The following is a 26,456-nucleotide window of genomic DNA, read 5'->3' on the forward strand; positions in this document are numbered from 1 at the left end:
CGTCCAACATTAAGACGTGATACAACTCCTACTTCGCGCTCGATCTCACGTTGAGAACTAGCGGTCGCGAATGCAACACACAACATTTACTGGATTAAAAATGGCAACAGGTACTGTGAAGTGGTTTAACGATGCAAAGGGCTTTGGCTTCATCACGCCGGACGACGGCGGCGAAGACCTGTTTGCGCACTTTTCGGAAGTTCAAGGCAGCGGCTTCAAGTCCCTGCAGGAAAACCAGAAAGTGACGTTCGAAGTTAAGCAAGGCCCGAAGGGCAAGCAGGCTGCGAACATCCAGCCGGCCTAAGTACCTTCAGGTACTTCAGGCAGCTCTAGGCGCTTGCGTCTAATGCAAAATGGCCCGCTTTAGCGGGCCATTTTCTATTGTCTGACGACTCCTTGTCGAGCGCTGCGCTGCTTAAATTGCGTGCATCTCCGACAAGGCAAACTCCGCCGATCGTCCTCGCGGCTCGTCAAAATGTTGCATCCGCAACACAGTTTCAGAAATTTCGAAGACCGACACCGCCTGCTTCAATTGCTGCGTCTGCTGATGCAGTGAAGACGCCGCTGCCGCCGCTTCTTCCACGAGCGCCGCGTTCTGCTGGGTCATCTCGTCCATCTGCACCACTGCCTGATTGACCTGCTCGATGCCCGTGCTCTGCTCGAGCGACGACGCGCTGATCTCGGCCATCATCTGCGTGACGCGGGAAATCGAGGCGGACACGTTGCTCATAGCCTCGCCGGCGTGCTCCACCAGCGTCGAGCCGCCCTGAATCTCGGCAACCGATTCGCTGATCAGGACCTTGATCTCCTTGGCCGACTGCGCGCTGCGCTGCGCCAGACCACGCACTTCGCCCGCCACCACGGCAAAGCCGCGACCCTGCTCGCCCGCACGCGCCGCTTCCACGGCCGCGTTCAACGCGAGAATGTTGGTCTGGAAGGCGATGCCGTCGATCACCGAAATGATCTCGGCGATCTTGTCCGAGCTTTGCGCAATGCCGCGCATCTTCTCGACCACTTCGTTGACCACTTCGCTGCCGCGCGAGGTGGCTTCCAGCGCAGTCTCGGCGAGCGTATTGGCTTCGCGGGCGTGATCGGCGTTCTGACGCACGGTCGCCGTCAGTTCTTCCATGCTCGACGCCGTTTCTTCAAGCGACGCCGCCTGGTTTTCCGTACGCGCCGACAGATCGGCGTTGCCGGTCGCGATTTCGTTGGCGCCCAGGTGGATCGAGTCGGCGGATTCGCGCACGGTTTGCACGGTGCGCGCCACGCTGGCCTGCATTTTGGCCAGACCCGAGAACAGACGGCCGATTTCATTGGTGCCGCGCGCTTCGATCGGTCGATCGAGGCGGCCTTGAGCGATGCGGTCGAAGTGACGGCCGGCTTCTTCCAGCGGCGCCACCACGCCACGGCGCAGCGCTGCGTACACGCCGACCGTGCCGGCCACCAGCACCAGCAGGATCACGATGCTCACGGCGCGGAAGGTCGACATGCGCGCATCGATCGAATCGAGCGACGTACGGCTCGCCGCCTTGCCGAACTGCACGAAGTTGTGCGACTCGTTGAGGTAAGCGTCCTGGAACGACTGTGTCGGCTGGTCGAGGAAGGCCTGAATATTGTTCGCATCGAGGAACTGCGCCAGCTCCGTCAGCGCGTCGTGCAGCTTCCTGTAGCGCTCGGCGAGGGCGGCGGCACGGGTGCTGTTCTCGTCGCTGGTCTTGGGCGCGCTCGTGAACTCGGCGAACGACTGGTCGGCCGCCGCCAGCTGCTCGCGAGCGTGCTGCACGATATCGGTCGGCTCGGAGCCGCCGCGCACCATGCGCGTACCGGCGCGGGAAAGGTTGATTCGCGCGTCCATCAGACGCTGGGTCGTCTCGTCGACCGCGTCGACCTGCTTCAACGCCACGTTGGACAGATTGCCCACGTCGTCATGGGTGCTCGTGAGCGACCAGAAACCCAGACCTACCGTGACAAGCTGGAAAACGCAAAACGCGGCCAACACACACAACAGGCCGGATGCGACCTTGATCTTGCTGAACATCGTGAATACCTGAGGACAAAGAATATCGGGAGCTACGTCAGGGTTAACGGCAAGCCCGCGATCGGCTTAAGGCCAAATTGTCCAAAGATCGTCTTACCACCCCTTTTCATCGGCCAACTTCGAAACTCTCGTCATTTTTCACAATAATGTCCTGCGTATATTTCCGATTAACCTTGACGCCATACGTGAGCGCTTCCTAGAGTGGGTAGGGATTGCACACGTAAGGCCGTGCAACTCCCACCACTGCGGGCCACGCCCGAAGGACTCACGATGACCGACCTCCTCGACCGGGCGCGCGGCGCTTTGCATGCCCAGCCGTTCAGCATGCTGTTAGGCGCTGAGTTGATGCACACGGGCACCAGTGAATTGACGCTGAGCCTGCCGATTCGCGACGAGCTCAGGCAGCAGCATGGTTTCGTGCATGGGGGAGTCATCAGCTATCTGGTGGATAGTGCGCTGACGTTTGCCGGGGCGCTCTCGCTCGGGCCGAAGGTGGTCACGGGCGAATACAAGATCAACTATCTGCGTCCCGTGATGAACGGCACGCTGATCGCGCGGGCGAAGGTGGTGTTTGCAGGCCGCCATCAGGCGACCTGCCAGTGCAACGTCTATGTGATGGATGGCGACCGCGAGAAGCTGGTCGCCGTTGCGCAAGGCACCGTCAATCGCATCGGCGAAAACGGCGAGCACGAGCCGGCGGGCTGACGCCGGCGTTGCGAGAGGCTTACTCGGCGGCGTAAGTCTTCTGGGTCTGCTCGCCGAGGCCTTCGATACCGAGGCGGATCGTCTGGCCCGGCTTCAGGTACACAGGATTCGGCTTCACGCCCATGCCGACGCCCGGCGGCGTGCCGGTCGAGATCACGTCGCCCGGTTGCAGACTCATGCACTGCGAGACGTACGAAACCAGCTTGGCGACGCCGAACACCATCGTCTTCGTGCTGCCGTTCTGGTAACGATGGCCGTCCACTTCGAGCCAGAGGCCGAGGTTTTGCGGATCGGCGACTTCGTCGCGCGTGACGACCCACGGGCCGATCGGGCCGAACGTGTCGAAGCCCTTGCCCTTATCCCACGTGCCGCCCTTTTCGATCTGCCATTCGCGTTCCGACACGTCGTTGATCACACAGTAACCGGCGACGTAATCGAGCGCGTTGGCTTCGTCGATATATTTCGCGGGCTTGCCGATCACCACGCCGAGTTCGACTTCCCAGTCGCACTTCTTCGAGCCGCGCGGAATTTCCACGTCGTCGTTCGGGCCGCAGATCGCGCTCGTCCATTTGTTGAAGATGACCGGTTCGGCCGGCACCGGCAGATTCGATTCCGCCGCGTGGTCCGCGTAGTTCAGCCCGATGCAGATGAACTTGCCGATCTTGCCGACGCACGGACCCATGCGCGGATTGCCTTCCACCAGCGGCAGCGAAGCCGGATCGATGGCGCGCAGTTTGGCGAGGCCTTCATCGGTCAACGCAGCGCCGTCGATATCGCCCACCACCTTCGACAGATCGCGAATCTTGCCCTGCGCGTCGAGCAAACCCGGTTTTTCCTGGCCTTTCGGGCCATAACGAAGCAGTTTCATCGTTGCACTTCCCTTTACGTTCAGTGGTACTCGGTTCGTGTTCGGTGTGACTCAAGCCGCGTGCGTCAGTTCGACCAGCCGCCGTCGATCACATGCGCATGCCCCGTCGTGAACGACGATTCGTCCGACGCGAGATACAGCGCCAGCGCCGCGATCTCGTCCGGCTTGCCGATGCGGCCCATTGGCTGACGCGCCACGAAGGCCGCCTGCGTGGCCTCCAGCGTCGCGCCCTGCGCCTGAGCCTGGGCGACGATCCGCTGTTCGAGCGATGGCGAAGACACCGTGCCCGGGCAGATCGCGTTACAGCGTACACCACGCGTGATGAAGTCCGCAGCAACGGACTTGGTCAGCCCGATCACCGCCGCTTTCGACGCGCTATAGGCAAAGCGGTTCGGCACGCCCTTCACGCTCGACGCCGCCGACGACATGTTGATGATCGACCCACCACCCTTATCGAGCATCGCGGGCAGGAACGCGCGGATCATGCGGTACATCGCCTTGGCATTCAGGTCGAAAGCGAAGTCCCAATCTTCTTCACTGCATTCGAGGATGTTGCCCGCATGCACGAAGCCGGCGCAATTGAACAGCACGTCGATCGCGCCGAGTTCGTCGGCGAGCGTCTTGATGGCCGCGCCGTCGAGCACGTCGAGCTTGCGTGCTTCGACCGGCTTGCCGGCGAGTCCGTCGATGCGGATGTCGGTGGCAATCACGCGCGCGCCTTCGCGCGCGAAGAGTTCGGCGGTGGCGAGGCCGATGCCCTGCCCTGCTGCGGTGATCAAGGCCGTCTTGCCGGCCAGTCTTTGTGTCATCTACGACTCCAGTTGAATGGACTACCGTGGTCTTTTCCAGAAATCACAGTCGATAAAACGCAGCGGCATTGCCGCCAAAAACCGCTTCGCGCTCGGCGTCGCTCAAGGACGCGAGCAATGTGTTGGCCGCCGCATGCCAATGCAGATAGTCGCCGTTCAGATCGAGCACCGGCCAGTCGCTGCCCCACATCAGGCGCGCCGGACCGAAAGACGTCAACAGATGCTCGACATACGGCCGCAGCGTTGCCTCGGTCCAGCCAGGCGAAGCTTCCGTGACGAGGCCCGACAACTTGCAATGCACTTGCGGCAAACGCGCGAGCCGCGTGATCGCATCGGCCCAGGTTTGATAGCCCGCCTGGCCGTAACGGATTGGTGGCTTCGCACCGTGATCGACCACCACGCGCAACGCAGGAAACCGCGCCGCGAAGGTTTCGAAATGCTCGACGTGGCGCGCAAAGATGAGCGCGTCGAAGGCAAGGTCATGTGCGATCAGCGCTTCGATCGCCGGGGCGAGAGCGGGATTCGCGATCCATGTGTCGTCCGGCAAATCCTGCAGCATCGGCCGCACGCCCTTGAACTTCGGATCGTGCGCGAGGGCGCCGATCAAGGCGGGCGCTGTCGGCAACAGCAAGGGTACCCAGCCCACCACGCCCGCGATGGACGGCTCATGCCGTGCCATCTCCAGCAGGTAACGCGTTTCGTCGAGGGTCGGCGCCGCCTGCACCACCACCGTCCGCTCGATGCCCGCCGCTTCGCGCAAGGGCTTCAGGTCCGCCGGGCCGAATGTCCGGTATAGGATCTTCAGTTCCGGCGTGAGCCACTCGTAATCGCCGCGAGCGGGGTCCCAGTAGTGCTGGTGGGCGTCGATTGCCATCGTCGAATCAATCCTCTGGCGCGGGCGCGTGGCGCTCGAGCAAGCCTTTGTCGCGCAGCGCGGACCACAACGCTGCAGGAATCGGCTGCTCGAACGACGCGACGTTCTCGCGTAATTCGTCGGCACTGCGCGCGCCGGTCAACACGGTGGCGACCGCCGGATGCGCATACGGAAACTGCAAGGCAGCGGCAGCAAGCGGCACGCCATGCTCGCGGCACACCGCCTCCAGCCGGGCGACGCGCTCGATCACTTCGCGCGGCGCTTCGCCATAGTTGAATTTCAGATCGCCGCCGACGCCGCGCGCCAGAATGCCCGAGTTGAACGCGCCGCCCAGCAGGATGCTGACACCGCGCTTTTCGCATGCTGGCAAGAGATCGTCGAGCGTGCTTTGTTCGAGGAGCGTATAACGCCCGGCAAGCAGCGCGCAATCGATATCGAACTCCGCCATCGCGTCGAGTACGACCGCGCCTTCGTTCACGCCCAACCCGACCGCCTTGATCGCGCCGCTCGAACGCAAGCTGTCGAGCGCGCGAAAGCCGCCGCCTTCGGTGAGCTGCCGCCAAAAATGGGGATGCTGGTCGCCGTGCGTCATGCGGCCAATGTCGTGCACCAGCAGAATGTCGATTTCGACGATGCCGAGGCGCTGCTGGCTGTCTTCGAACGAGCGCAGAATGCCGTCGTGGGTGTAATCGTAGACGGCTTCGAAGGGCAGCGGATTCTGCCAGCCTTCCTTGTCGTCGAAGGGCGTGGTGCGCGGCACAAAGCGGCGGCCCACTTTGGTGGACAACACGTAGTCGCCGCGCGGATAGCGACGCAAAGCGTCGCCCAGACGATGCTCGGCCTTGGTGTTGCCGTAATGCGGCGCGGTGTCGAAGTAGCGCACGCCCGCGTCCCACGCTGCGGCGATGGTCGCGAACGCTTCCTCATCGGACAGATCGCGGTAGAGGCCGCCCAAGGGCGCCGTACCGAGGCCGAGTCCGGTGACTTGCAGCGCGCCACGACCAATACGGCGCCGCTGCGCGATCCTGGAATCGATCGTTGCGGTCATGAAGCGCGTCTCCTGTTTTTTCACGTTTTAACATGCGCGGACGGGAAGTGCGCGCAGTGCCCGGACTGCCGATTGAGGCGCGCAGAAGAACCGCTCAGTGCGGCTCGATCGCGACAACCCGATGCGTCGACGCAGCGCTCGACGGCAAGCATGCCGGCCCAACCGGTTCGAACGTCTTGTAGGTCAGGATAAATTCCTGATGACCGAGCGTCTCCGATTTCGACGCGGCACCCCGCGACACCGCCACTGTCTGCTCGAACACTTCGCGGCCCACTTCGTCGAGCGTACCGCGCCCTTCGAGGATGCGGCCGGCATCGACGTCCATGTCGCCGGACAGGTTGCGATACGTCGCCGGATTCGCGCACACCTTGATGACCGGCGAGATCGCCGAGCCGACCACCGAGCCGCGTCCGGTCGTGAACAGAATCACGTGCGCGCCGCAGGCGATCAGTTCGCCGATTTCCGCGTTGTCGCTGATGTTCGGAAAGCCGAAGCGCGGCTCGCCGTCGGGCACGACGTCGAGCAGGTAGAGGCCACCGGTCGGTGGAATATCGCCCGGTTTGATGATGCCGACAATCGGCGATGCGCCGCTTTTGGCATACGCGCCCAGCGATTTTTCTTCCTGGGTGGTGAGGCCGCCGTCCGCGTTGCCAACCGCGAAGCTGCCGTGTCCGAGGATCGAGTAATAGCGCGCCGCCTTGGCCACGCAGGCGACGATTTCATCGCCGAGTTCCGGGCGTGCCGCACGCGTTTTCATATGAAATTCGCAGCCCACCAACTCGCCGGTTTCCTCGAAAATGCAGGACGCGCCCGCTTCGATCAGATGATCGAACGCGCGACCCACAGCCGGGTTCGCCGTGATGCCGCTGGTGCCGTCCGAGCCGCCGCAAATCGTGCCGATCACGAGTTCGCTCAGCGCCATCGGCACCTTCTTTTGCGCGGCAAGCTGTGCGCGCGCACCGCGAATCCAGTCGACGCCGTATTGAATCGTGCTGCGCGTGCCGCCTTTCTCCTGGATCGTCAGGACTTCGACGGGGCGGCCGCTGGCGCGTACCACGTCCACGAGATAGTGCTTGTTCATGCTTTCGCAGCCGAGCGACACGAACAGCACCGCGCCCACGTTGGGATGCGTGGTGAGCCGCTCCAGCATTTTTTCGGCGTAACCATTCGGATAGCAGCCGGGAAAGCCGATCAGATGCACCGGCGGCTCGCGTTCGGCGGTGGGATCGTCGAAGGCGTCGAGCGGCTCGCGAAACTGCGTGACGATCTCGCGCGCCACGTGATGCGCGCACTCCACCAGATACGCCACCGCGACCACATTGCGGATGCCCTTACGGCCGTCGCTGCGTAGGTAGCCTTGCAGAACGGGCTGCTGCGCGGCGGCGGATGCTACGGAAATATCGGTCATGATCGTTCCAGCGCGGCACAGGGCCGCGTGATTGTGCCCATTTCAGTTCAGTGGTGGACGAACTCGTGGCCCGCGTCGTGGGTGTAGGTCGGCAGGTAATCGCTTTCGAGGTTGTGCGTGTGCAGATGCGCACCGCGCGCCACCGCTTCCGTCACATGGCCGATCACTGCGCCGTAGCGCAGCACCTTGTCGTCTTTCGCGAGTTCATGGCGCGCCACTTTGTGACCGAGTTCGATGGTTTTTCCTAGCGTCACGCGCTCGCCTTCGATCTCGAGTTGCGTGCCCGCGTCGAGACGCGCCGCCGCGATCAGGCAATTGTCGGCAGGGGTGAGCAGGATCAGACGTGGGTCGGTTTGCAATGGACGGTTGGTCAACTGGGTTCTCCGTGATGCCTATGCGTTAGTTCTGACCTTCGCCGCTCGCAAGGCGAGCCACCATCAGCGAGCCGAGGATGATGGCGCCGTAGATCGCCTGAATCCAGAACGACGGCACCTGGGCGAGCGTGAGCAGGTTCTGCACGACGCCGAGCAGCAACACGCCGGTGAGCGCACCGAACATCGTACCCTTGCCGCCGTCGAGCGAAATACCGCCGATCACCGCCGCCGCGAACACCGTGAAGATCATGCCGTTGCCCTGGTTGGCGTTGATCGCGCCGACGTAGCCGGTCACGATCAAGCCGCCCAATGAGGCCAGCATACTCCCGAGCACGAACACGCCCCACGTGATGCGCTCGACGCGAATCCCCGCCGCGCGGGCCGCTTCCGGATTGCCGCCGATCGCATACAACGCGCGGCCCAATCGGTGATAGCGCAACACGAAAGCCGCAATCGCAAACGCCGCCGCCGCGAGCCACACCGACAAAGGCAAGCCGAGCACGATGGTGGTTGCGAGCGAGAAGAACGACGGCGGCATATCGAACAGCGTGCCGCCCTTGGTCGCGCCGACCAGCATGCCGCGCAACACGATCAGCATGGCCAGCGTGACGATGAACGCATTGAGCCGCAGCCGCACGACTAAAAATCCGTTGATCAGTCCGATCACCGCGCCAACCGCGACGATGGCGAGCAAGCCCACCGCTGCGGGCCATTGCGTGCCGAAGCCCGCCGACGCCGCCGGCATCACCAGCATCGCGCCGACTGCGGGCGCAATGCCGACTGTCGACTCCAGCGACAAGTCGAACTTGCCGGTCAGCACGATCAGCGATTCTGCAAGCACGACCAGGGCAAGCGCCGCCGACGCACCCAACACGCTGATCAGATTCGCCCGCGTCAGAAAGCTGGGGCTGACGAATGCGCCGATCACGAGCAACAGCGCGAGGGCCGGCAACAAAGCCAGTTCACGCAACCGCGCAAGTTCGGTGCGGGCGCGTTTGCCGCGCGTCAACGGCGCGGCGGCCTGCGCCTGGCTGGAACCTTGCGCGGTGCTAAATGCCGGACTCGGCACACTATTCTTCATGGAGACTGACTCCTTCAACGGATGCGATCAGGTCGTGGTCCTGCCAACCCGCGGGAAATTCGGCCGCGACACGGCCACGGAACATGACCAGCACACGGTCACAAGTGCGCAGATCGTCGAGTTCACCGGACACGACCAGCACGGCCTTGCCCTCTTCGCGCACGCGATCCACGACGGAGAGCAAGGCCTCTTTCGATTTCACATCGACGCCCGCCGTGGGATCGATCAGCACGAGCACATCCGGATTGGTGGCAAGCGCGCGCGCCATCACCACTTTCTGCTGATTGCCGCCCGACAGACCGGAGACGACATGCTCGGGACCTTGCGCGACGATGCCGAGCGCCTCGATCATCTTCTGACCAAAGGCATTTTTCTTTGCGGGCGGCGCGATACCGAATTTGCCGAGTAGACGCGCGATCGTCATCGACGCGTTTTCCGCGATCGATTGAGTGAGCACCAGGCCTTCGTGATGCCGGTCCTTCGGTACGCAACCGATGCCGTGCGCGAGCGCGGCAGGCACATCGCCGGGCGGCAGGATCGCACCGTCTACGCTGATCGTGCCGCGTCTGGCCGCGCGCAAGCCGGCAATCGCTTCGGCCACGCTCGTGCGGCCGCTACTCGTCGCGCCGGTCAGTCCGACCACTTCGCCGCGCTTCACCGTGAACGACACGCCGTCGTAGTCGGCGCCGGCCAACTCGCTGACTTGCAACGCGATCGCCGTATCGGCGGGCAATGCGTCGCGCGCCGCCGCATCGGCGACCGCGAGGCCGCCGCGTTCGCCGGTCATCGCTTCGATCAACTGCTCGCGCGGTAACGCGGACACCGGCGCGCTGACGATGTGCCGCGCGTCGCGCAACACGGTCACGGCCTGGCAAATCTCATACACCTCTTGCAAGTGATGCGAGATGAACAGGAAGGTCACGCCCTCGCGCTGCAATTCGGTGATACGCCGGAACAGACGTTTGATCTCGTCGCCGTCGAGCTGCGCGGTGGGTTCGTCGAGAATGATGAAACGCGCGCCGTAGGACAACGCCCGCGCGATTTCAACCAGCTGACGCGCTTCCACCGACAGATCGCCCGCGCGCGCATCTTCGCGCACATCGATCTTCCAGTGATCGAGCAACTCGCGCGCGTTGCGACGCATCGCTTGCCAATCGATCACGCCGCCACGCGACGGCTGCCGGTTGATGAACAGATTCTCCGCGACGCTGAGGTCGCGGATGATCGTCGAATGCTGATAGACGCACGCGACGCGCTCGCGCCACGCGTCGCGATCCGCGATCGACGGCGCGGCCGCGCCGCTGAAACGCACCTCGCCGGTGTCGGGCTTGCGCAGGCCGGTCAGGATCGACACCAGCGTCGATTTGCCCGCGCCGTTGCGTCCGACGAGCGCATGCGACTCGCCGGGCATCACGCGAAGGCTCACGTCTTTCAGCGCGGCCGTCGAGCCGTAGCGTTTGGTGATATCGAACGCTTCGACTACCGGCACGGAGGGCGTCGGCTCGCTCATTTGACCGTGTTACCCCAGAGGGCTTTGTCGTCGACGTTCGCCTTGGTCACGAGCGGTGCCGGCAACTGGTCTTCGAGCACGCCCGGCGACAGCTGGATGATGTTGCTGCCGTGATCGGTCGGACCCGGCTTGAAGGTCTGCCCGGCCAGCGCCGCCTTGATGTAGTAGAGGCCATATTTCGCGTACGAATCGGCGGGCTGAGAGACCGTCGCGTCGATGTCGCCACGACGAATCGCTTCGAATTCCTGCGGAATACCGTCATTGCTGACGATCACGACATGCTTCGGATTACCCGCTGGAAACAGCATCTGCTTACGACGCAGCGTTTGCAGCGTCGGCGACAGATAGACGCCGCCCGCCTGCATGTAGATGCCCTTCACGTCGGGGTTGGCGGTCAGCAGACTGTCGAGCGCGGTGGCCGCCACGTCGCCCTTCCAGGCCGCCGGAATTTCCAGCACCGTCACGCCGGGATAGCCCTTCATGCACGAACGGAACGCTTCCGAGCGGTCGCGCCCGTTCACCGATGCCAGATCGCCCATGATCTGCACGACCTTGCCCGACTTCACGTGATCGCCGATGTACTTGCACGCTTTCTCGCCATACGCATGATTGTCGGCGCGCACCACCATCGCGACCTTGCCTTGGGTCGGCGCGACGTCGACGGCCACCACGGGCACGTTCTTCGCCGCTGCGGCATCGAGCGCGCGGCTGATTGCCGCCGAATCCAGCGGGCCGACCACGATGCCCTTCGCGCCGAGATTCAGCAGGTTGTTCATGTCGGTGATCTGCTGAACCGGGTCGCCGTTCGAATTGACGGGGGCGAGGATATCGAGGTTCGAGTCCTTCGCGTATTTGGGGAGGTAGTTGTTGTACGACTGCCAGAACGGCGAGGTGAGAAGCGGCAGATCGAGGCCGATCTTGCCGGTATCGGCGGCTTGCGCTGCGCTGCTGAGGCCAAGCCCGGCGATGCACGCCGCAGCCGCGACGGTGGTCAGCGAACTGCGGAACGAACGGCGAGCCGCAAGCGGCCCTTTCGCGAACGACATGGTTGTCTCCTATGTCGGACCGGCATCAGCGCTTCAGCGCGTATGTCGGCCCTATGCGTTGTGGGAACAGCGTGAACCGGCATGGTTGCCGGCACTTCGTCCTGCGCTTTCTTATGAGTATTGGCGTGCGCTCATTCACCAATGAACGTATTATTCATATACGGACTTTTCGAAGTCAAGGAATGTGCACTGCACCATGCGTCCGTGTTTTCCCTGGACGTGCGTCCCGTCCACGAGAATCGCCACGCAATTACACTCACGCGCCAGATAATGAGAAGACCACACGGAGCCTCGCTGACGATGGACGCAGACGACAAAGACGACGCCGATCGATATCGCGCGCCGGCGCTCGACAAAGGCCTCGACATCCTCGAACTGCTAGCGGAGCAGAAGGACGGGCTCACGCGCGCCGAAATCACCAAGCTGCTGGGGCGCAACGCGAGTGAGATCTACCGGATGCTCGAACGGCTGGTCGCGCGTCAGTACGTGGTGCGCTCGGCGGCGGGCGACCGCTATTCGCTGAGTCTGAAGCTGTATGCGCTCGCGCATCGTCATCCGCCGATGAACCGGCTGATCTCAGAGGCGTTGCCGCTGATGCAACGCTTTGCCGATGCCGCCGAACAGTCGTGTCACCTCGTGGTGTACGACCGCGGCAATCTGCTGGTGATTGCGCAGGTGGATGGACCGGGCACGTGGGGCATGTCGGTGCGGCTTGGGTCGCGCGTCGGTCTGATCGATACCGGCTCGGGTCGCGTGATGCTTGCATTCCAGAGCATCGAGCAGCGTCACAACATGCTGGCCGAACACACCAAGGTGAAGGGCGAAGTCACGATCGATCGCGAGGCACTCGAAGCGGCTTGCGAGCGCATTCGCACGGCGGGTTTTTCGCAGAAGGACAGCCAGCAAACTTTTGGTGTCACCGACGTGACGTTTCCGATTCAGGGGCCCGCCGGTCAGGCGATTGCTGCGCTCACGTGTCCGTATCTGCGACGAATCGACGAATACGTCGCGCCGACGCTGGAAGCCGCGACCGCGCTGTTGCGCGAGACGGTGCAGGCGCTGTCGATGTTTCGCGAGGACACAGTCTGGACTGGCTGACTGGAGCGTGGCTTCGAACTGCGGCCAATGGAAAATCGGCCGCTCTCGCACATGGTTTAGAATGGCGACCCTTTCAAATTTAAGCCGCGTGGGGTCACCCATGCGCGCGCATCGATAAGCAATGGCGAAACTTCTGACCGATTCCGAATTCCAGCGTTTTTCCGAACTCCAGCAGAAGCAGTCGAGCTTCACGATCACGCCTGAAGAAGCCGACGAACTGCGCGACATCGTCGCTCACGCGCAAAAGCGCCGTGACGACCGCGCCGCGGCGATGCAGAGCATCGAATCCTTCATCCAGCAATTCGACATCAGCCCGGACGAGCTGTTCTCGCCGGAGCAGATCGGCGACGCGGCGCGTACTTTCGGCCTGATCCCGGCCGCCAAGAAAGAGCGCGTGTTGCCGCCGTCGTTCACGTTCAACGGCAAGCCGTATCAGTGGACGAGCCGTGCGCTGCCGGACGATATCCGCGTGCCGTTGTTCGATGCGTTCAAGGCGGGTGAGTCGGTGAAATCGTTTATCGCAACGCCGAAGGACGCGATTCGTTGCGCGGTGACGATTGCGCGGCTGGAGCGCGAGACGGGTGCGGTGTATGCGGAGGCGTGGCTGGAAGAGTTGGCGGTGACGCGTGCGCAGGTTGATGAGGCGGTGGCGAAGCTGGCGGCTTAGGGTCGCGCCGGTTCATCCAACGCCATCCTGAACCCAACCACCCCCGGGTCCTCGGTCCGCGTAATCGTGAACCCGCAGGACCTGGCGAGCGCGATCATCGGTCCGTTCTCCCGCAACGCCTCGCCGACCAGCCAATGGGTGCCGCGCGCCCGCGCATACTTGACGATCCGGTCCATCAGCAACTGGCCGAGGCGCCGGCCTTTCTGGTCCGAGCGCACCGCGACCGCGAATTCAGCGGTTTCGTTGTCGGGATCGGCCACCGCCCGCACCACCCCCAGCGTGCGCGTGAAACCCTCTTCGCTTCGCACGGTGGCAATCAACGCCATTTCGCGGTCGTAGTCGATCTGCGTCATGCGCGCGAGCTGCGAATGGTCGAAGCTGCCCACTGCACCAAAAAACCTCAAACGCAAATCTTCAGGCGTCATGGCTTCGACGAAGTCATGATGCGCCGCTTCGTCTTCCGGACGAATCGGCCGCACGGTCACGCGCAGGCCTTGCCAATCAAGTGTCTCCTCGAAACGTCGCGGATAAGGCACGATCGCAAGCCGGCTACGCGTCGCGGCAATGCTCAGCGTGGGATCGATCACCGCCACGCGCTCGCGGAATATGCGCAGCGTCAGCGTCAGTCCGACGATTTCCTTGACGTCGCACACCGCTTGCGAAAGCGCCGTAAGCGCGGCCAAAGCAGGCTCCGGCGAAATCAGCTGCGCGTAACGCGAGCGCGTGACGAGATCGCGCGCGAGCGTCGGATTGAGCGGCGGCAGACCGTAGACCTGCACGGGATCGGACAGGCCATCGGCCGCTGGCGCAGTGAAACGGAAAACCGGGCCGAAGTTGTCGTCGTCATGTAGCGTCACGGCGATGTCCACCACAGGCGTGGCCGAAGATCCCGAGTCGCTTTCCAGGCAATCGGATTGCGCTGTCGCTTGCGATGCCGCTTCGCCCGTCTGCCTCTCAACTTCGAGCCCGAAGCGCTCCAGAAAATGCTTCGCCGCGTCGCCGGCCAATTCGTGCTCACCAGCCGCCAGCGCCGCGCGTGCTTGTGCCTGCGCGGCGTCGATCGCTTCAGGAATCTGCTCCGGCAAGCCCTCTGGCGTCTGCATCAACAATTCACGTCCCATCCGGTAATCGACCAGACGGGCGAACGCGCGCGCAAGCCGCTGCGGTGTCGTATGTACCGGAATGCCTTGCGCGTGCAGCGCGTCGCGCGTGGCCGCATCCACGCCGCCAAAGAAACACGCCAGCAAACCCCGATACGCGAAGCGCTGGTTCTCGATCAGTGCCTGCGCGACCTCGCCGACTGGCGCGCCATGTGTCGACGCATGCACCACGAAGGCGGTGCCGGTGCTGCGATGCTCCGCGAGCAGTTTGAGCGCCGTGCCGAAATGCTCCGGACGAGCGTCGTCGCCGAGTTGCAGCGGATTGCCGCCGACCGCATGCGGCAGCGCTTGCCGCAACGCGTCCGAGGCTGCGTCGGGCCATGGCGCGAGCGTATCGCCCGCGGCAGCGAACGCGTCGCAGGCAAGCGTGGCCAGGCCGCGGTCGCTCGTGATCAGCGTGGCCGTGGCGCCGGCCGCGACGCGGCCGACGCCGAGCGTTTCGATTTCGTCGAGCAGGTCGTCGAGCGCGTCGACACGCACCATGCCCGCGCGGCGAAAGGCGGCGGTGTAGAGCGCATCGGCGGGATCGGCGCGGCCCGAGCGCAGCGCAAGCACCGGCTTGTTGCGCGCCGCCGCCCGCGCGGCCGACATGAATTTGCGCGCCGCCCGCACCGTGTCCAGTTCGAGCAGGATGGCGCGCGTGCCGGGGTCGCTCGCCAGATAATCGAGCACGTCGCCGGCGTCGACGTCGGCTTCGCCACCGAGCGCCACCGCGTGCGAGAAGCCGAGACCACGTGCATGCGCCCAGCCGAGCACGGCGTTGGTCAATGCATTCGACTGCGACACCCACGCGACACCGCCCGCCTTGACCGTGCACGACGGCGCGCCCAATTGCGCGCGCAAGGCCGGCGAGACCACGCCGAGGCTGCCCGGGCCGACGATGCGCAGCAGATGCGGCCGCGCCGCCGAGAGCGCGTGACGCATCGCCAGCCGGTCGTCGTCGCTGCGTACCTCGCCGACGATAATCGCCGCCCGCGTGCCCAACCCGCCGAGCTTGTGGATGATGCCGGGCCACGTGTCCGGCGGCGTGCAGATCACGGCGACAGTCGGCGCTTGCGGCAAATCGCCCGGATCGCCGATCACGGCATGGCCGCCGAGCGTTTCGTATTTCGGATTGACGGGCCACAGCGGGCCTTCGAAACCGCCTTCCAGCACGCGCGCCCACACCATCGCACCGGTGCTGCCCGGCCGCTCGGAAGCGCCGATCACGGCGACGGATTTGGGTCGAAACAACGCATCGAGATTGCGAACGGTCACGGGCGCTCCGCGGATGACTGGGACGCGCCGGCAAGAGGACGCGCATCTTCGTCAGGATAGGCGAACTCGGGCTGACGCGCGCCGGAGATTTCTTATCGAGACCAAGCAAAATGCCGGGCGCAAATGCGACAATCGAGGACCGCCGGAACGGCGGCCTGCCCTGAAAAATCGCTGGCTTGGAACGATCAAAATCTGCGCGTCGGAGACAACGCGCGGTCAGCGAGGCGGACGACTCAAAAAGTATAGAAGGTGATTTATGCGGCGCCTGCCATCGCTGATTGCGTTGCGCTTCTTCGAAGAAACGGCTCGTCACATGAGCTTCAATCGCGCGGCTACAGCGCTCTGCGTCACGCAAGGCGCGGTGAGCCGGCAGATCAAGCTGCTCGAGGAGTCGCTGGGCGCCAAATTATTCGAGCGGGATCACAAAGGCATTCGGCTTACGCAAGCCGGCTCGCAATTCCTGCCCTGCCTGTCCGAAGCCTTCGACACCATCGAGCGCGGCTTCCGTCAAATCACGGCTGCCAAGGGACGGCGCCGCCTCGTGGTGTCCGTGCCGCCCACTTTTGCCACGCAATGGTTCTCCCCGCGACTCGGCTCGCTGGCAGTGGAATTGCCCGACGTCGAATTGTCGATCCGCACGGAGCCGAGCGGCGATTGCCATTGCACGATCCGCTTCGGGCGGCACGCGTTGCCGGAGGCCCATTCCGAATTGCTGATGATGGAGCGTCACGTGCTGGTGGGCGCACCTCGTCTGCTGGGTGAATCGCTCGATACGCTGCTCGACCGGATGCCTGCGCTGCATGTGCTGCACAACGACGCACGCCTGGAACTCTGGCCGAACTGGCTGGCCAAGGCGAATCTGCCCGCGCGTTACGCCGATAACGGCATCGAGTTCTCGACGCTCGAGCAGGCGATTCGCGCGGCGGGCAAAGGCGCGGGTCTCGCGATCGTCGATCGCAACATGATCGTCGACGAGTTGGTGGACGGGAAGCTCGCACAGTTCTCCGATATCGAAGTGATCGGGCCGTTCGGCTACTGGCTGGACATGGCGCCGCGTCATGCCGCGCTGGAGCACGTCCAGGCGTTTGGGGCCTGGATGCGGGAAGAGGTGTTGAAGATGACATGAAAGCGCCTGCGCCGTATGCGTGGCATTGGCGTGGCTTGGCGTGGCAAACGTGCGGACGAAAAAAAACCGCGCCATGAAAGGCGCGGTTTTTTGCTGGACCGACCGACGTTACATCGATTTCTTGAACGGTGCGCCCGAATGCTCGCGCAGTTCGTTGAACACGATCTTCGGCCACGCTTTTTGCGCGACTTCGATTTCCGACACGTGCGAGGCCAGATACGTCGGCGCATCCGATGCGTCGAGCGCGATCCGCGCCGCGTATGAGTCGGTGAATCGGCGCAATTCAGCGGCGTCGTCGCAAGTCACCCAACGCGACATGCGGTAGCGCGCCGGCGCCATGCGCACGTCGACCTTGTATTCGGTCGACAAACGATGCGCCACCACTTCGAACTGCAACTGACCCACCGCGCCGAGAATCATCAGGCCGCCCACTTCCGGACGGAACACCTGAATCGCACCCTCTTCGCCCAGTTGCTTCAGCGCTTCGCCGAGTTGCTTGGCGCGCATCGGATCGACCACTTCCACCGTCTGGAAAATTTCCGGCGCGAAGAACGGCAGACCGACGAACTGCAGCATTTCGCCTTCGGTCAGCGTGTCGCCGAGACTCAGCGTGCCGTGATTCGGAATACCGATGATGTCGCCCGGATAAGCCTCGCTCACCGTCTCACGACGTTGCGACAGGAACGTCACCACGTTATTGGCGCGGAACGTCTTGTTCGTGCGCGTGACCTTCACGGCCATGCCGCGTTCGAAATGCCCGGAGCAAACGCGAATAAACGCCACGCGGTCGCGGTGCGCCAGATCCATGTTCGCCTGCACCTTGAACACGACGCCGGTGAATTTCGGCTCGTCGGGCATCACCGGACGCTGCACGGTCATGCGCATCGACGGCGGCGGCGCCAGGTCGACCAGCGCGTCGAGAATTTCCTTCACGCCGAAGTTGTTGATCGCCGAGCCGAACAGCACCGGCGACTGTTGACCGGCAAGAAACTGCTCGCGATCGAATTCGGGCGATGCACCGGTAATCAGGTCGATCTCTTCCTTCGCCTTGATCCAGGCGTGGCCGAAGCGACGTTCGCCCTCTTCGTCGCTGAGCGCGTGCAGCGTTTCGACTTCGCCGCCCGCCTTGTCTTGCCCCGCACGGAACAGGCGTACCTGATCGCGCTGGATATCGTAGACGCCCTGGAAATCCTTGCCCATGCCGATCGGCCACGTGAACGGCACGGCGGCTACGCCCAGATGCTGCTCGATTTCGTCGAGCAGTTCGAGCGGCTCGCGCACTTCACGGTCGAGCTTGTTGATGAAGGTGACGATCGGCGTCTTGCGGCTGCGGCAGACTTCGAGCAGCTTCAGCGTTTGCGCTTCGACGCCATTGGCGCCGTCGATCACCATCACGGCGGCGTCGACCGCGGTCAACACGCGATACGTGTCTTCAGAGAAGTCTTCGTGGCCCGGCGTATCGAGCAGGTTGATGACGGCGTCGCCGTACTCGAACTGCATCACCGAGCTGGCCACCGAAATGCCCCGCTGCTTTTCGATCTCCATCCAGTCGGACGTCGCGTAGCGGTTGCTTTTGCGGCCCTTCACGGTACCGGCGATCTGAATCGCGCCCGAGAACAGCAGCAGCTTTTCAGTCAGCGTGGTTTTGCCCGCGTCCGGGTGGGAAATAACGGCGAACGTGCGGCGGCGTTTGAGTTCGGAGACTGACATCGGGTCTGGCGGGTCACGGATAGGGGTTCGGGCGGTTCCCGGCGGCTTGTGGCTACCGGTGTGCCGCGCCTTGCGCGGCGGCGTCGAGCTGCGGGAGTCGGGTAATCACCCGCATCACAATGGCAACTCGACCGCGTCGGAAACAGGTCACGAACGAACCTTCGACAATCCGGGAATCGCCAGCGCAGAACAGCGCAGGGAACGAATGATACACGTCATGGGCGCGCGCGTAGGGAAATGGGGTTTGAGGGACGGATGGTTAACGGCGCGCAGCAAATCAAAACCCGCCGCATCGGCGACGATGCGGCGGGTTTTTAGCCAGCGTGGAACCGAGACTTAAGCGCCGCTGGCTTCGTTCAAGGTTAGATGCCTGGTTTCCGGCGCCCAGGCGATCGACACCACCATGCCGATCAGCAAAACGGCGGCAAGCGCCATCATCGTCGCGTGAAAGCCGAGATGGGCGATGCCCAGCGGCAGCAGGAAGGTCCCGATCGCCGAACCGAGCCGGCTGCACGCAATCGCCAGACCGACGCCGCACGCCCGCACTTCAGTCGGAAAGCACTCCGGCGGAAACACGCCGACCAGATTGGAGAACGCCGACATGGTCAACGTGAACAGGCCGAACGCGGCGATCATGCCGAGCGGCGCCGACTCCGGCAGCAAGCTCAACGCAATCAGCGAAACGCAGGTGACCGCGAACGAACCGATCAGGAACACGCGACGCGGCAGCTTGATTGTCAACCAGATGCCGATCAGCGCACCGAGAACGAGGAAGCCGTTCAGCAGAAAATCTGCGCCCGAGTCGTTGTTCAAATGAATCGCCTTGAGGATGGTCGGCAGGAACGTATAGATCGCGAAGTACGGAATGACCAGACACACGAAGAATGCGCAATTGAAGATCGTCCGGCGAATCAGGTCCTTCCTGAACAGGCGCATGAAGCCGCCCGGCAAGTGAGCGTGGTCGGCGTGCGCGTTGTCGAGCGTCACGTTTGCGCCAAAGTGCTTCAGCACGACCGCCTTGGCTTCTGCGATCCGGCCTTTGCCGTGCAACCAGCGCGGCGACTCCGGCGTGCCCATGCGCAGCACCAGCACGATCAAAGCCGGAACGCCCGCCGACGCGAGCAGCCAACGCCATGCATCCGGCGAAGCATCCGCGTAGTACAGGCCGAGCACATTGGCGAGCACATAGCCGATCGTCCACACCACGCTAAAGGAGCCGAGCAAGGTCCCGCGATGCTTGCGCGGCGAAAATTCCGCGAGAATCGCATGGCCGACGGCAAAATCGCCGCCCATGCCGAAACCAATCAGGACTCGCAGCAAACACAGTTCGAGCGGCGAGCGCACGTAGAACTGCGCGAACGCGGCGGCAGTGATGATGAGGAAGCTCAGCAGAAAAATCTTCTGACGGCCCATCCGGTCGGACAGCCAGCCGAACACGAGGCTGCCCAGGAAAATGCCCATCAGCGCGGAACTGCCGATCATGCCCATCCAGAACGCGTCGAGCGGCATCTGGCGGCTCATCGAGGCGAGTGCGTAGCCGATCGTGCCGAGCGCGAATCCTTCGGTGAAGTGCGCGCCGAACGTCAAGCCGGCGATCTTCACGTGGAAGGCGTTCAGCGGGACGTCGTCGAGAGAAATCGGGCCGTGCGTGGAGGGCGCCACTACCGGCCGGGTGGGGGCGAGGCCGAGTGTGGCCGCCTGAAGGTCTTGATTGCTCACGCTGTCTCCTTCGTTGGTATGGGAACGAGGCGCAGCTGGTGTATGACCGGCCGCACCTCGCGGCGTCGCCCGCTTGCGTGGCCTGCATGTGCAGGCGCACGGCGGTGACGCGGTCTGACGATCAGCGCCCGAGGCCGCCCATCATCATGTATTTCAGCTCGGTGTATTCGTCGAGACCGTACTTCGAGCCTTCACGCCCGAGCCCCGACTGTTTGACGCCGCCAAACGGCGCGACCTCGGTGGACAAAATCCCTTCGTTGATACCGACCATGCCGCTTTCCAGCGCCTCACCGACGCGCCAGGCACGGGCCAGGTCGCGCGTGTAGAAATAAGCGGACAGACCGAACGGCGTGTCGTTGGCGGCAGCGATGGCTTCCTGTTCCGTCTTGAAGCGGAAGCAAGCGGCCACCGGTCCGAAAGTTTCTTCCTCGGCGATCAGCATCGAACGCGAGGCGTCGATCAGCACCGTCGGTTCGTAAAACGTGCCGCCGAGCGTGTGCGCTTTACCGCCGGTCAGGATCTTCGCGCCCTTCTGCAAAGCGTCCGCGACATGCGTTTCGACTTTCTTCAGCGCGGCGTGGTTGATGAGCGGACCCTGTTCGACATCGCCTTGCAATGCATTGCCCACGCGCATCTTGCGCACGGCTTGCGTCAACGCAGAGGTGAACGCGTCGTAAATACCGTCTTGCACATAGAAGCGATTCACGCACACGCAGGTCTGTCCGGTGTTGCGGAATTTCGAAGCCATCGCGCCCTGCACGGCGGCGTCGATATCGGCGTCGTCGAACACGATGAAAGGCGCATTGCCGCCGAGTTCGAGCGACAGCTTCTTCAGCGTATCCGCCGACTGTCTGGCGAGCAGTTTGCCGACACGCGTCGAGCCGGTGAACGAGAGCTTGCGCACCACCTCGGACTCAGTCAGCGCGCCGCCGATTGCAACCGCATCGCCGGAAACGATATTGAACACGCCCGGCGGAATGCCCGCCTGCTCCGCCAGCACGGCCAGCGCGAACGCGGACAACGGCGTCTCTTCCGAAGGCTTGAGCACCATCGTGCAACCGGCCGCGAGCGCAGGCCCGGCTTTGCGCGTGATCATCGCCAGCGGGAAATTCCACGGCGTGATCGCCGCCACGACACCGACCGGCTCGCGTGTCACGATGATCTTCGCGTTCGGATTCGGGCTCGGAATCACGTCGCCGTACATGCGCTTTGCTTCCTCGGCGAACCACTCGAAGAAGCTCGCCGCATAGCCCACCTCGCCGCGCGCTTCGGCAAGCGGCTTGCCTTGCTCGAGCGTCAGCAATTGGGCCAGCGCGTCGCGATGCTCGAGCATCAGCTCGCCCCAGCGTTTGACGCGGGCGCCGCGCTCCTTCGCCGTCAAGGCGCGCCATGCAGGGAACGCACGCTCGGCGGCGGCAATCGCCTGTCTGGTTTCACCCGCGCCGCCTTTCGCAACCTCGGTGATGACCTCTCCCGTCGCCGGATTCAGAACGGGGTACGTGCTCGCGCTTTCGTACCACTCGCCGCCGATGTAATGCCCTCTGCGCAGAAATTCGTTCATGCCGCCTCCTCCAGAGTCTCGTCGAACATGCCTTGTGCAAGGCGCGGCTCGCGGGCGATGCGCCTGCCGGCGGTGTAATCGTTGATCAGGTCGCACGGCGTGTAGTTGCGTTCGAGCTCGAACAGTTCATCGGCGGAGAGCGTCGTGCCGAGCGCGGCGACCGCGCTGTCGAACTGCGCCGGCGTGTCCGCGCCGACCAGCATGCTCGACACCCCGCCGTGATTCAGCACCCAGGCCTGCGCAATCTGCGCGGCCGACACGCCACGCCGCGCAGCGACACGCGCCACCGATGCCGCGACCTCGCGCGACGCCACATCGCCATACATCTGTGCGGTGAAGAAGTCGGTCTGATTGCGCGTCGAATTCGGATCGCAAGTCAGCAGGCCACGCGCAAGCGGACTGAACACCGACACGCCGACGCCCTGATCCTGGCAATACGGAATCATCTCGCGCTCTTCCTCGCGATACGCCAGGTTCAACTGCAACTGCATGTTGACCGGCTTATGCCAGCCATTGCGCTCGCAGACCTGCATGATCTTCGCGAACTGCCACGTGTACATCGTCGACACGCCGATATAGCGAGCTTTGCCGGCGCGCACGATATCGTTGAGCGCGCCCATCGTTTCTTCGACAGGCGTGTTCACGTCGTAGAAATGCAGCATGTAGATATCGACGTAATCCATGCCGAGACGCGTGAGCGAAGCGTCGATGCCGTCCATGATGTGCTTGCGCGAATGGCCGCCGGCGTTCTGGTAGACGCCCATGTCGTAGCCGACCTTGGTCGTCACGACGATTTCCTCGCGACGCGCGATGCGCTTCAGAATCCGCCCCACCACTTCTTCGCCGACACCGGTCGAATAGAAATCAGCCAGGTCGATGAAGTTCACGCCGGCTTCGAGCGCATGGCGGACGATCGGCTCGCTTTGCGCTTCGTCGAAAATCCACGGCTTCCACTGCGGCGTGCCCATGTTCATCGTGCCGAGGCACAAGCGCGAAACCTTCAGGCCGGATTGGCCGAGGCGAATGTATTCCATAGTGCGTGTCTCCTTCCAGATCTCATCCGGCAGCGCAGCCGCGTGCGTGACGCCGCTGCGCTGCACGCGATTAACGTTGTTTCGGGGTATAGAACGGGTTCGATACGTCGCGGGCGGCGGCGAACACTTCATCGCGATGCGGCAGGCCCTTCATCGCCGCGAGGATGGCGTTCTTGCACGCGCGGTAGTTGTTGGCGAAGACGGCGTCGAGATCGTCGGTGGCCGGGTTGACCCAGTTCGCCGACACGACCACCCAATCGTTTTCCGCTTCGGGCGGCAAGGTGCCGTTTTCCAGCGACTCGGCCACCGCTTTCGCGATACCGGCTTGCGACGCGCCCCAGGTTGCGTTGCCGTGAAAGTCGCTGCCGATCTGCGCCTTGTTCACATACAGCGTGAGGGGTTTGGTCGGCACGCCGGGACGCGCGATCACGACGAACGGCGCATGGCCAGTCGAAGGTGTCGCGAGTGCGGTAGCGAAAGCCTGGCCCGCCGGGCCGTTGCGCGGGCCGACCAGCACGTTGATGTGCGCGAGGTTGACGCCAGGGCCTTCGAAGCCTTCGCCAATAAAGAGTTGTTTGTCCGTGGAGTCGCTCATGGTCTTTCCGTCGAGGTTGAGTGGATGACGGATTGTGGCGTTCGCCATCCAGGACCATGTATCGATGAGTTTTGATCCGGGGTATGAGGCGAACTCAACTCCGGGTTTGTCCCGAGCGCCGGGCGCGGCCCGTGCGAGCGCGCGCAAAGGTGAGTGTTTTCGGGAGGTGCCACGGTGTGACGCGAGTCGACGCGGAAGGTGAACGCTCGGCGAGTCGTTCACGCACCTGCAATGTCGGCTGAAGGGAGGAACTGAACGTCCTGCAATCGACGGCGTGCGCGTCGAACGCTCTGCAGAGCGATTCTTCGGACAGCCTGGGAACGCTTACCAGCAAGGGCTGGCGCGGGTTTCAGCAAAAAACGGAGAAGCGCGACGTGATGCGACGGCAAGCTGTATGCAAGGTGAGCCGCGCGATGACGCGCTGGTCACCGCCATCGCCGGCGCGGGTCGCTTCGCGCCGGAAATCCTTTGGCATGTGCGTGTGGTTCATGCGAAAGGTGAGGGTTTTCGGGACTTGCCTTGCGGTGCGGAAAACCACGCACGGAGCATCACCCCAGACCGTTGGCCGCGCGACGGATCACCTCATCACGCCGTCAGGTACATCAGCCTTCGATCAGAAACCGCTCGCGGTTCTTGCCCGTCAACCAGGCGGGTGAGCGGCCGCGCCCGCTCCATGTCTCACCGGTTTTCGGGTTGCGATATTTGGCGACCGACACGCTCTTGCGGCCCGGCATGCGTTTGTTCGCGAAGCCGAGCTCCTCGGCAGTGAGATCGTAATCCGCGATTTTCTGCTTGATGTCGGCGATCGCCTCGGCGATTTCCTTCTCGCGCGCCACCGCGACTTCTTTGTGAAGTTTTTCGAGCTGGGCAGTCAACTGCTTGTACGAGGCCATGGCGGGTTGCTCCGTTCGGATTGACGAATTGCAGTGCGGGACACTATCAGACAATAAAAGTGCCGGATAGAGAAGCCCGCAGTTACAACGCGACGCGCGCCACGCGGACGCAGGGTTCGTCCGCCGCGGCCACGAACTCAGTCGTCGATTGCATCGTACACGCGGCGCTCGAAGTCGAGTGCCATTGGAAAAGGCTCGATGGCGCGTCGCTGGATCAGCATCAGCCCGATGAGGTTTTCGACCGGATCGGCGAACCAGCTCGTGCCGTAGGCGCCCGGCCAACCGAACGACCCCAGCGATCGATAACCGAGCGGCAACTGCTGCGCCGGATCGTCCACGACAGACAGGCCCAGCCCGAAGCCTTGCCCCGCCCAGAGCACGTGACCGAACGCCGGCACGCGGCGCTGATCGCGGGAGAGAAAATTCGAGCGCATCAGATCGACGGAGCGATGCGACAGCAAGCGCGTCTCGCCGACGCGTCCGCGTCCCAGCAGCAATTGTGCGAACTGCAGATAGTCCTGCGCCGTCGAGACGAGTCCGCCGCCGCCGCTCTGGAATCGATTCGGATTCGCCCAACGGCTCGCCGAGGGATGATCCTCGACCACGCGCTGTCGCGTGCCGGACTCGACGCTGTAAGCGGTAGCGAGGCGCGCGAGTTGCGCGTCAGGCACCCAGAACGCGGTATCGCGCATGCCGAGCGGCTCGAAAATGCGGGTGCGGAAGAAGTCGCCGAGCGTCATGCCGCTCACGCGCTCGATCAGCACGCCGAGAATGTCCGTGGCAATGCCGTAGTGCCAACGCGACCCCGGCTGGAACATCAACGGCAGCGCTGCCATGCGGGCGAGCCATCGAGCGCCGTCCACGCTCGACTCGAAACCGTTGAACGCAGCCGAATAGGCCTCGGAAAGCGGTCCGGTCGCGGTGAAGTGGTAGGCAAAGCCGGCGCGATGCGTCAGCAGATCGAGCACGGTGATCGGCGCCCTCGCCGGGTCGGTTTCGTCGAGCGGGCCGGCCGGATCGCGCAGGACGCGCGGTGCGGCAAGTTCGGGCAGCCAGAGGGAGATCGGCGTGTCGAGCGCGAGCCGGTCCTCTTCGATCAGCATCAGGATCGCGACGCTGGTCACCGGTTTGGTCATCGACGCGATGCGAAACAGCGTGTCGCGCTCCATCGGCAAGTGCCCGGCTTCGTCGCGTAAGCCGAGCGGCTCGAAATAACCGATTTCTCCGCGCCGCCACACCATCGAAACGACCCCGGCCACTTCGCCCCGCTCGACGTAACCTTGCATCGCGTTGGTCAGCGCCGTCAGCCGGGTCGTCGAAAGTCCTGCTGCTTGCATGAGTGTCCTGGGTCAGTGGATGAAGAGATGGGCCCGCTCACCGCTGCACCGGGCAGACAGTGTGGCCGTTACGTTCCCTCATTCTTGCAGAAAACGTTACGCCGTCGCAGGGTACATAAGCTTCATCCAACGTAACAGGCGCTCAGACTTTCTGGCGATTCTCCAACGCCGACAGCGCGCTTTTGAGTCGCTTGACCCGGCTGGCTTGCGCCGGAACGAGTGCCGCGCCGGACACGGATTCAATGCGGTTGCGCCAATAGGACAACGGAATACGGTCTCCAGCCGAAATATGCGAGATTACGTGTTCGAGATGTTCAATATCTTTTTCGATCTGATGGTGATTCATTGCTTTCCCCGGAATACTTGTTGGACCAACTTGTCAGCAATAAGCATGAAGCGTGCCGAAGACGGATTACGGTTTTACCGTGGACGGAAAATTATTCTTCACGACTTCCGCGCCCGGCGCTTAAACCAGCAAAATCTGCTGACCGGTTTAGACCGTGAATCGGCTGGAAACAGACTACTGCTGCGGAACTTC

At 63.3% G+C, this 26,456-nt stretch carries 24 protein-coding genes; 5 read left to right on the forward strand and 19 right to left on the reverse strand.

Features of this window, described 5'->3' with window-relative positions; all coding sequences use genetic code 11:
* The first annotated feature begins 100 nt into the window (after positions 1–100).
* Positions 101–304, forward strand: coding sequence for a cold-shock protein (locus tag FQ705_RS07115; protein ID WP_007178724.1), 204 nt, complete (start codon positions 101–103; stop codon positions 302–304).
* A 111-nt stretch (positions 305–415) separates the two neighbouring features.
* On the opposite strand, the gene FQ705_RS07120 is transcribed toward FQ705_RS07115, so the two are convergent.
* Entirely contained in the window at positions 416–2,038 is a 1,623-nt protein-coding gene (locus FQ705_RS07120; protein WP_144138833.1) for a methyl-accepting chemotaxis protein, read from the reverse strand.
* A gap of 270 nt (positions 2,039–2,308) precedes the next feature.
* Here FQ705_RS07120 and FQ705_RS07125 point away from each other — a divergent pair, with 270 nt between their 5' ends.
* The gene (locus FQ705_RS07125; RefSeq protein ID WP_144138836.1) at positions 2,309–2,743 is read left to right on the forward strand and encodes a PaaI family thioesterase; all 435 of its coding nucleotides are present in this window, start codon (positions 2,309–2,311) and stop codon (positions 2,741–2,743) included.
* A gap of 19 nt (positions 2,744–2,762) precedes the next feature.
* Here the strand turns inward: FQ705_RS07125 and FQ705_RS07130 are convergent, their stop codons facing one another.
* The 9 genes from FQ705_RS07130 to FQ705_RS07170 all read right to left on the reverse strand — a co-directional run bounded on the left by FQ705_RS07130 (position 2,763) and on the right by FQ705_RS07170 (position 11,761).
* The gene (locus FQ705_RS07130) at positions 2,763–3,611 is read right to left on the reverse strand and encodes an ureidoglycolate lyase (protein ID WP_144138839.1); all 849 of its coding nucleotides are present in this window, start codon (positions 3,609–3,611) and stop codon (positions 2,763–2,765) included.
* A 65-nt stretch (positions 3,612–3,676) separates the two neighbouring features.
* Positions 3,677–4,420 (reverse strand): SDR family oxidoreductase, encoded by a 744-nt coding sequence (locus FQ705_RS07135; RefSeq protein ID WP_144138842.1) that lies wholly within the window; start codon positions 4,418–4,420, stop codon positions 3,677–3,679.
* Positions 4,421–4,463: 43 nt separating this feature from the next.
* A complete protein-coding gene (locus FQ705_RS07140) occupies positions 4,464–5,294 on the reverse strand; it encodes an amidohydrolase family protein (protein WP_144138844.1) in 831 nt (276 codons plus the stop codon).
* Between the two features lie 7 nt (positions 5,295–5,301).
* Positions 5,302–6,342 carry an aldo/keto reductase gene (locus tag FQ705_RS07145; protein WP_144138847.1) on the reverse strand — a complete coding sequence of 347 codons (1,041 nt, stop codon included), beginning with the start codon at positions 6,340–6,342 and terminating at the stop codon, positions 5,302–5,304.
* Between the two features lie 94 nt (positions 6,343–6,436).
* Positions 6,437–7,750 (reverse strand): UxaA family hydrolase, encoded by a 1,314-nt coding sequence (locus tag FQ705_RS07150; RefSeq protein WP_144138850.1) that lies wholly within the window; start codon positions 7,748–7,750, stop codon positions 6,437–6,439.
* A gap of 47 nt (positions 7,751–7,797) precedes the next feature.
* Positions 7,798–8,124, reverse strand: a complete 327-nt coding sequence (locus FQ705_RS07155; protein WP_144138853.1) for a UxaA family hydrolase — start codon at positions 8,122–8,124, stop codon at positions 7,798–7,800.
* Positions 8,125–8,149: 25 nt separating this feature from the next.
* Complete coding sequence (locus FQ705_RS07160; RefSeq protein ID WP_144138856.1) at positions 8,150–9,205, reverse strand: ABC transporter permease; 1,056 nt, start codon at positions 9,203–9,205, stop codon at positions 8,150–8,152.
* Entirely contained in the window at positions 9,195–10,715 is a 1,521-nt protein-coding gene (locus FQ705_RS07165; RefSeq protein ID WP_144138859.1) for a sugar ABC transporter ATP-binding protein, read from the reverse strand. Before FQ705_RS07165 ends, FQ705_RS07160 begins: the two co-directional genes overlap by 11 nt.
* Positions 10,712–11,761: a sugar ABC transporter substrate-binding protein gene (locus FQ705_RS07170; RefSeq protein ID WP_260854410.1), complete on the reverse strand. Its 1,050-nt coding sequence runs from the start codon at positions 11,759–11,761 to the stop codon at positions 10,712–10,714. Before FQ705_RS07170 ends, FQ705_RS07165 begins: the two co-directional genes overlap by 4 nt.
* A gap of 300 nt (positions 11,762–12,061) precedes the next feature.
* Between FQ705_RS07170 and FQ705_RS07175 the strand changes: the two genes are divergently transcribed.
* Positions 12,062–12,859 (forward strand): IclR family transcriptional regulator, encoded by a 798-nt coding sequence (locus FQ705_RS07175; protein ID WP_144138862.1) that lies wholly within the window; start codon positions 12,062–12,064, stop codon positions 12,857–12,859.
* A gap of 121 nt (positions 12,860–12,980) precedes the next feature.
* Entirely contained in the window at positions 12,981–13,526 is a 546-nt protein-coding gene (locus FQ705_RS07180) for a hypothetical protein (RefSeq protein WP_144138865.1), read from the forward strand.
* Here FQ705_RS07180 and FQ705_RS07185 read toward each other — a convergent pair.
* Entirely contained in the window at positions 13,523–15,943 is a 2,421-nt protein-coding gene (locus FQ705_RS07185; protein WP_144138868.1) for a GNAT family N-acetyltransferase, read from the reverse strand. The genes FQ705_RS07180 and FQ705_RS07185 overlap by 4 nt on opposite strands.
* A 256-nt stretch (positions 15,944–16,199) precedes the next feature.
* Here FQ705_RS07185 and FQ705_RS07190 point away from each other — a divergent pair, with 256 nt between their 5' ends.
* Entirely contained in the window at positions 16,200–17,069 is an 870-nt protein-coding gene (locus tag FQ705_RS07190; protein ID WP_144138871.1) for a LysR family transcriptional regulator, read from the forward strand.
* Positions 17,070–17,177: 108 nt separating this feature from the next.
* Here the strand turns inward: FQ705_RS07190 and FQ705_RS07195 are convergent, their stop codons facing one another.
* The 8 genes from FQ705_RS07195 to FQ705_RS07230 form a co-directional block, all read right to left on the reverse strand.
* On the reverse strand, positions 17,178–18,779 hold the full coding sequence (locus tag FQ705_RS07195) for a peptide chain release factor 3 (protein WP_144138874.1): 1,602 nt from the start codon (positions 18,777–18,779) through the stop codon (positions 17,178–17,180).
* Positions 18,780–19,115: 336 nt separating this feature from the next.
* Positions 19,116–20,498, reverse strand: coding sequence for an MFS transporter (locus tag FQ705_RS07200; protein WP_144138877.1), 1,383 nt, complete (start codon positions 20,496–20,498; stop codon positions 19,116–19,118).
* Between the two features lie 121 nt (positions 20,499–20,619).
* Complete coding sequence (locus FQ705_RS07205) at positions 20,620–22,059, reverse strand: NAD-dependent succinate-semialdehyde dehydrogenase (protein WP_144138880.1); 1,440 nt, start codon at positions 22,057–22,059, stop codon at positions 20,620–20,622.
* Positions 22,056–23,093 carry an aldo/keto reductase gene (locus tag FQ705_RS07210; RefSeq protein WP_144138886.1) on the reverse strand — a complete coding sequence of 346 codons (1,038 nt, stop codon included), beginning with the start codon at positions 23,091–23,093 and terminating at the stop codon, positions 22,056–22,058. Before FQ705_RS07210 ends, FQ705_RS07205 begins: the two co-directional genes overlap by 4 nt.
* A 70-nt stretch (positions 23,094–23,163) precedes the next feature.
* The gene (gene fae, locus FQ705_RS07215; protein WP_144138889.1) at positions 23,164–23,688 is read right to left on the reverse strand and encodes a formaldehyde-activating enzyme; all 525 of its coding nucleotides are present in this window, start codon (positions 23,686–23,688) and stop codon (positions 23,164–23,166) included.
* Between the two features lie 602 nt (positions 23,689–24,290).
* Positions 24,291–24,581, reverse strand: coding sequence for an H-NS family nucleoid-associated regulatory protein (locus tag FQ705_RS07220; protein ID WP_144138892.1), 291 nt, complete (start codon positions 24,579–24,581; stop codon positions 24,291–24,293).
* 137 nt (positions 24,582–24,718) lie between these two features.
* Positions 24,719–25,918 carry a serine hydrolase domain-containing protein gene (locus FQ705_RS07225; protein WP_144138895.1) on the reverse strand — a complete coding sequence of 400 codons (1,200 nt, stop codon included), beginning with the start codon at positions 25,916–25,918 and terminating at the stop codon, positions 24,719–24,721.
* Between the two features lie 142 nt (positions 25,919–26,060).
* Positions 26,061–26,264 carry a hypothetical protein gene (locus FQ705_RS07230; protein WP_144138898.1) on the reverse strand — a complete coding sequence of 68 codons (204 nt, stop codon included), beginning with the start codon at positions 26,262–26,264 and terminating at the stop codon, positions 26,061–26,063.
* Positions 26,265–26,456 lie beyond the last annotated feature (192 nt).

The organism is Paraburkholderia sp. BCC1884 (assembly GCF_900996225.1).
In the GTDB taxonomy this organism is placed as follows: domain Bacteria; phylum Pseudomonadota; class Gammaproteobacteria; order Burkholderiales; family Burkholderiaceae; genus Paraburkholderia.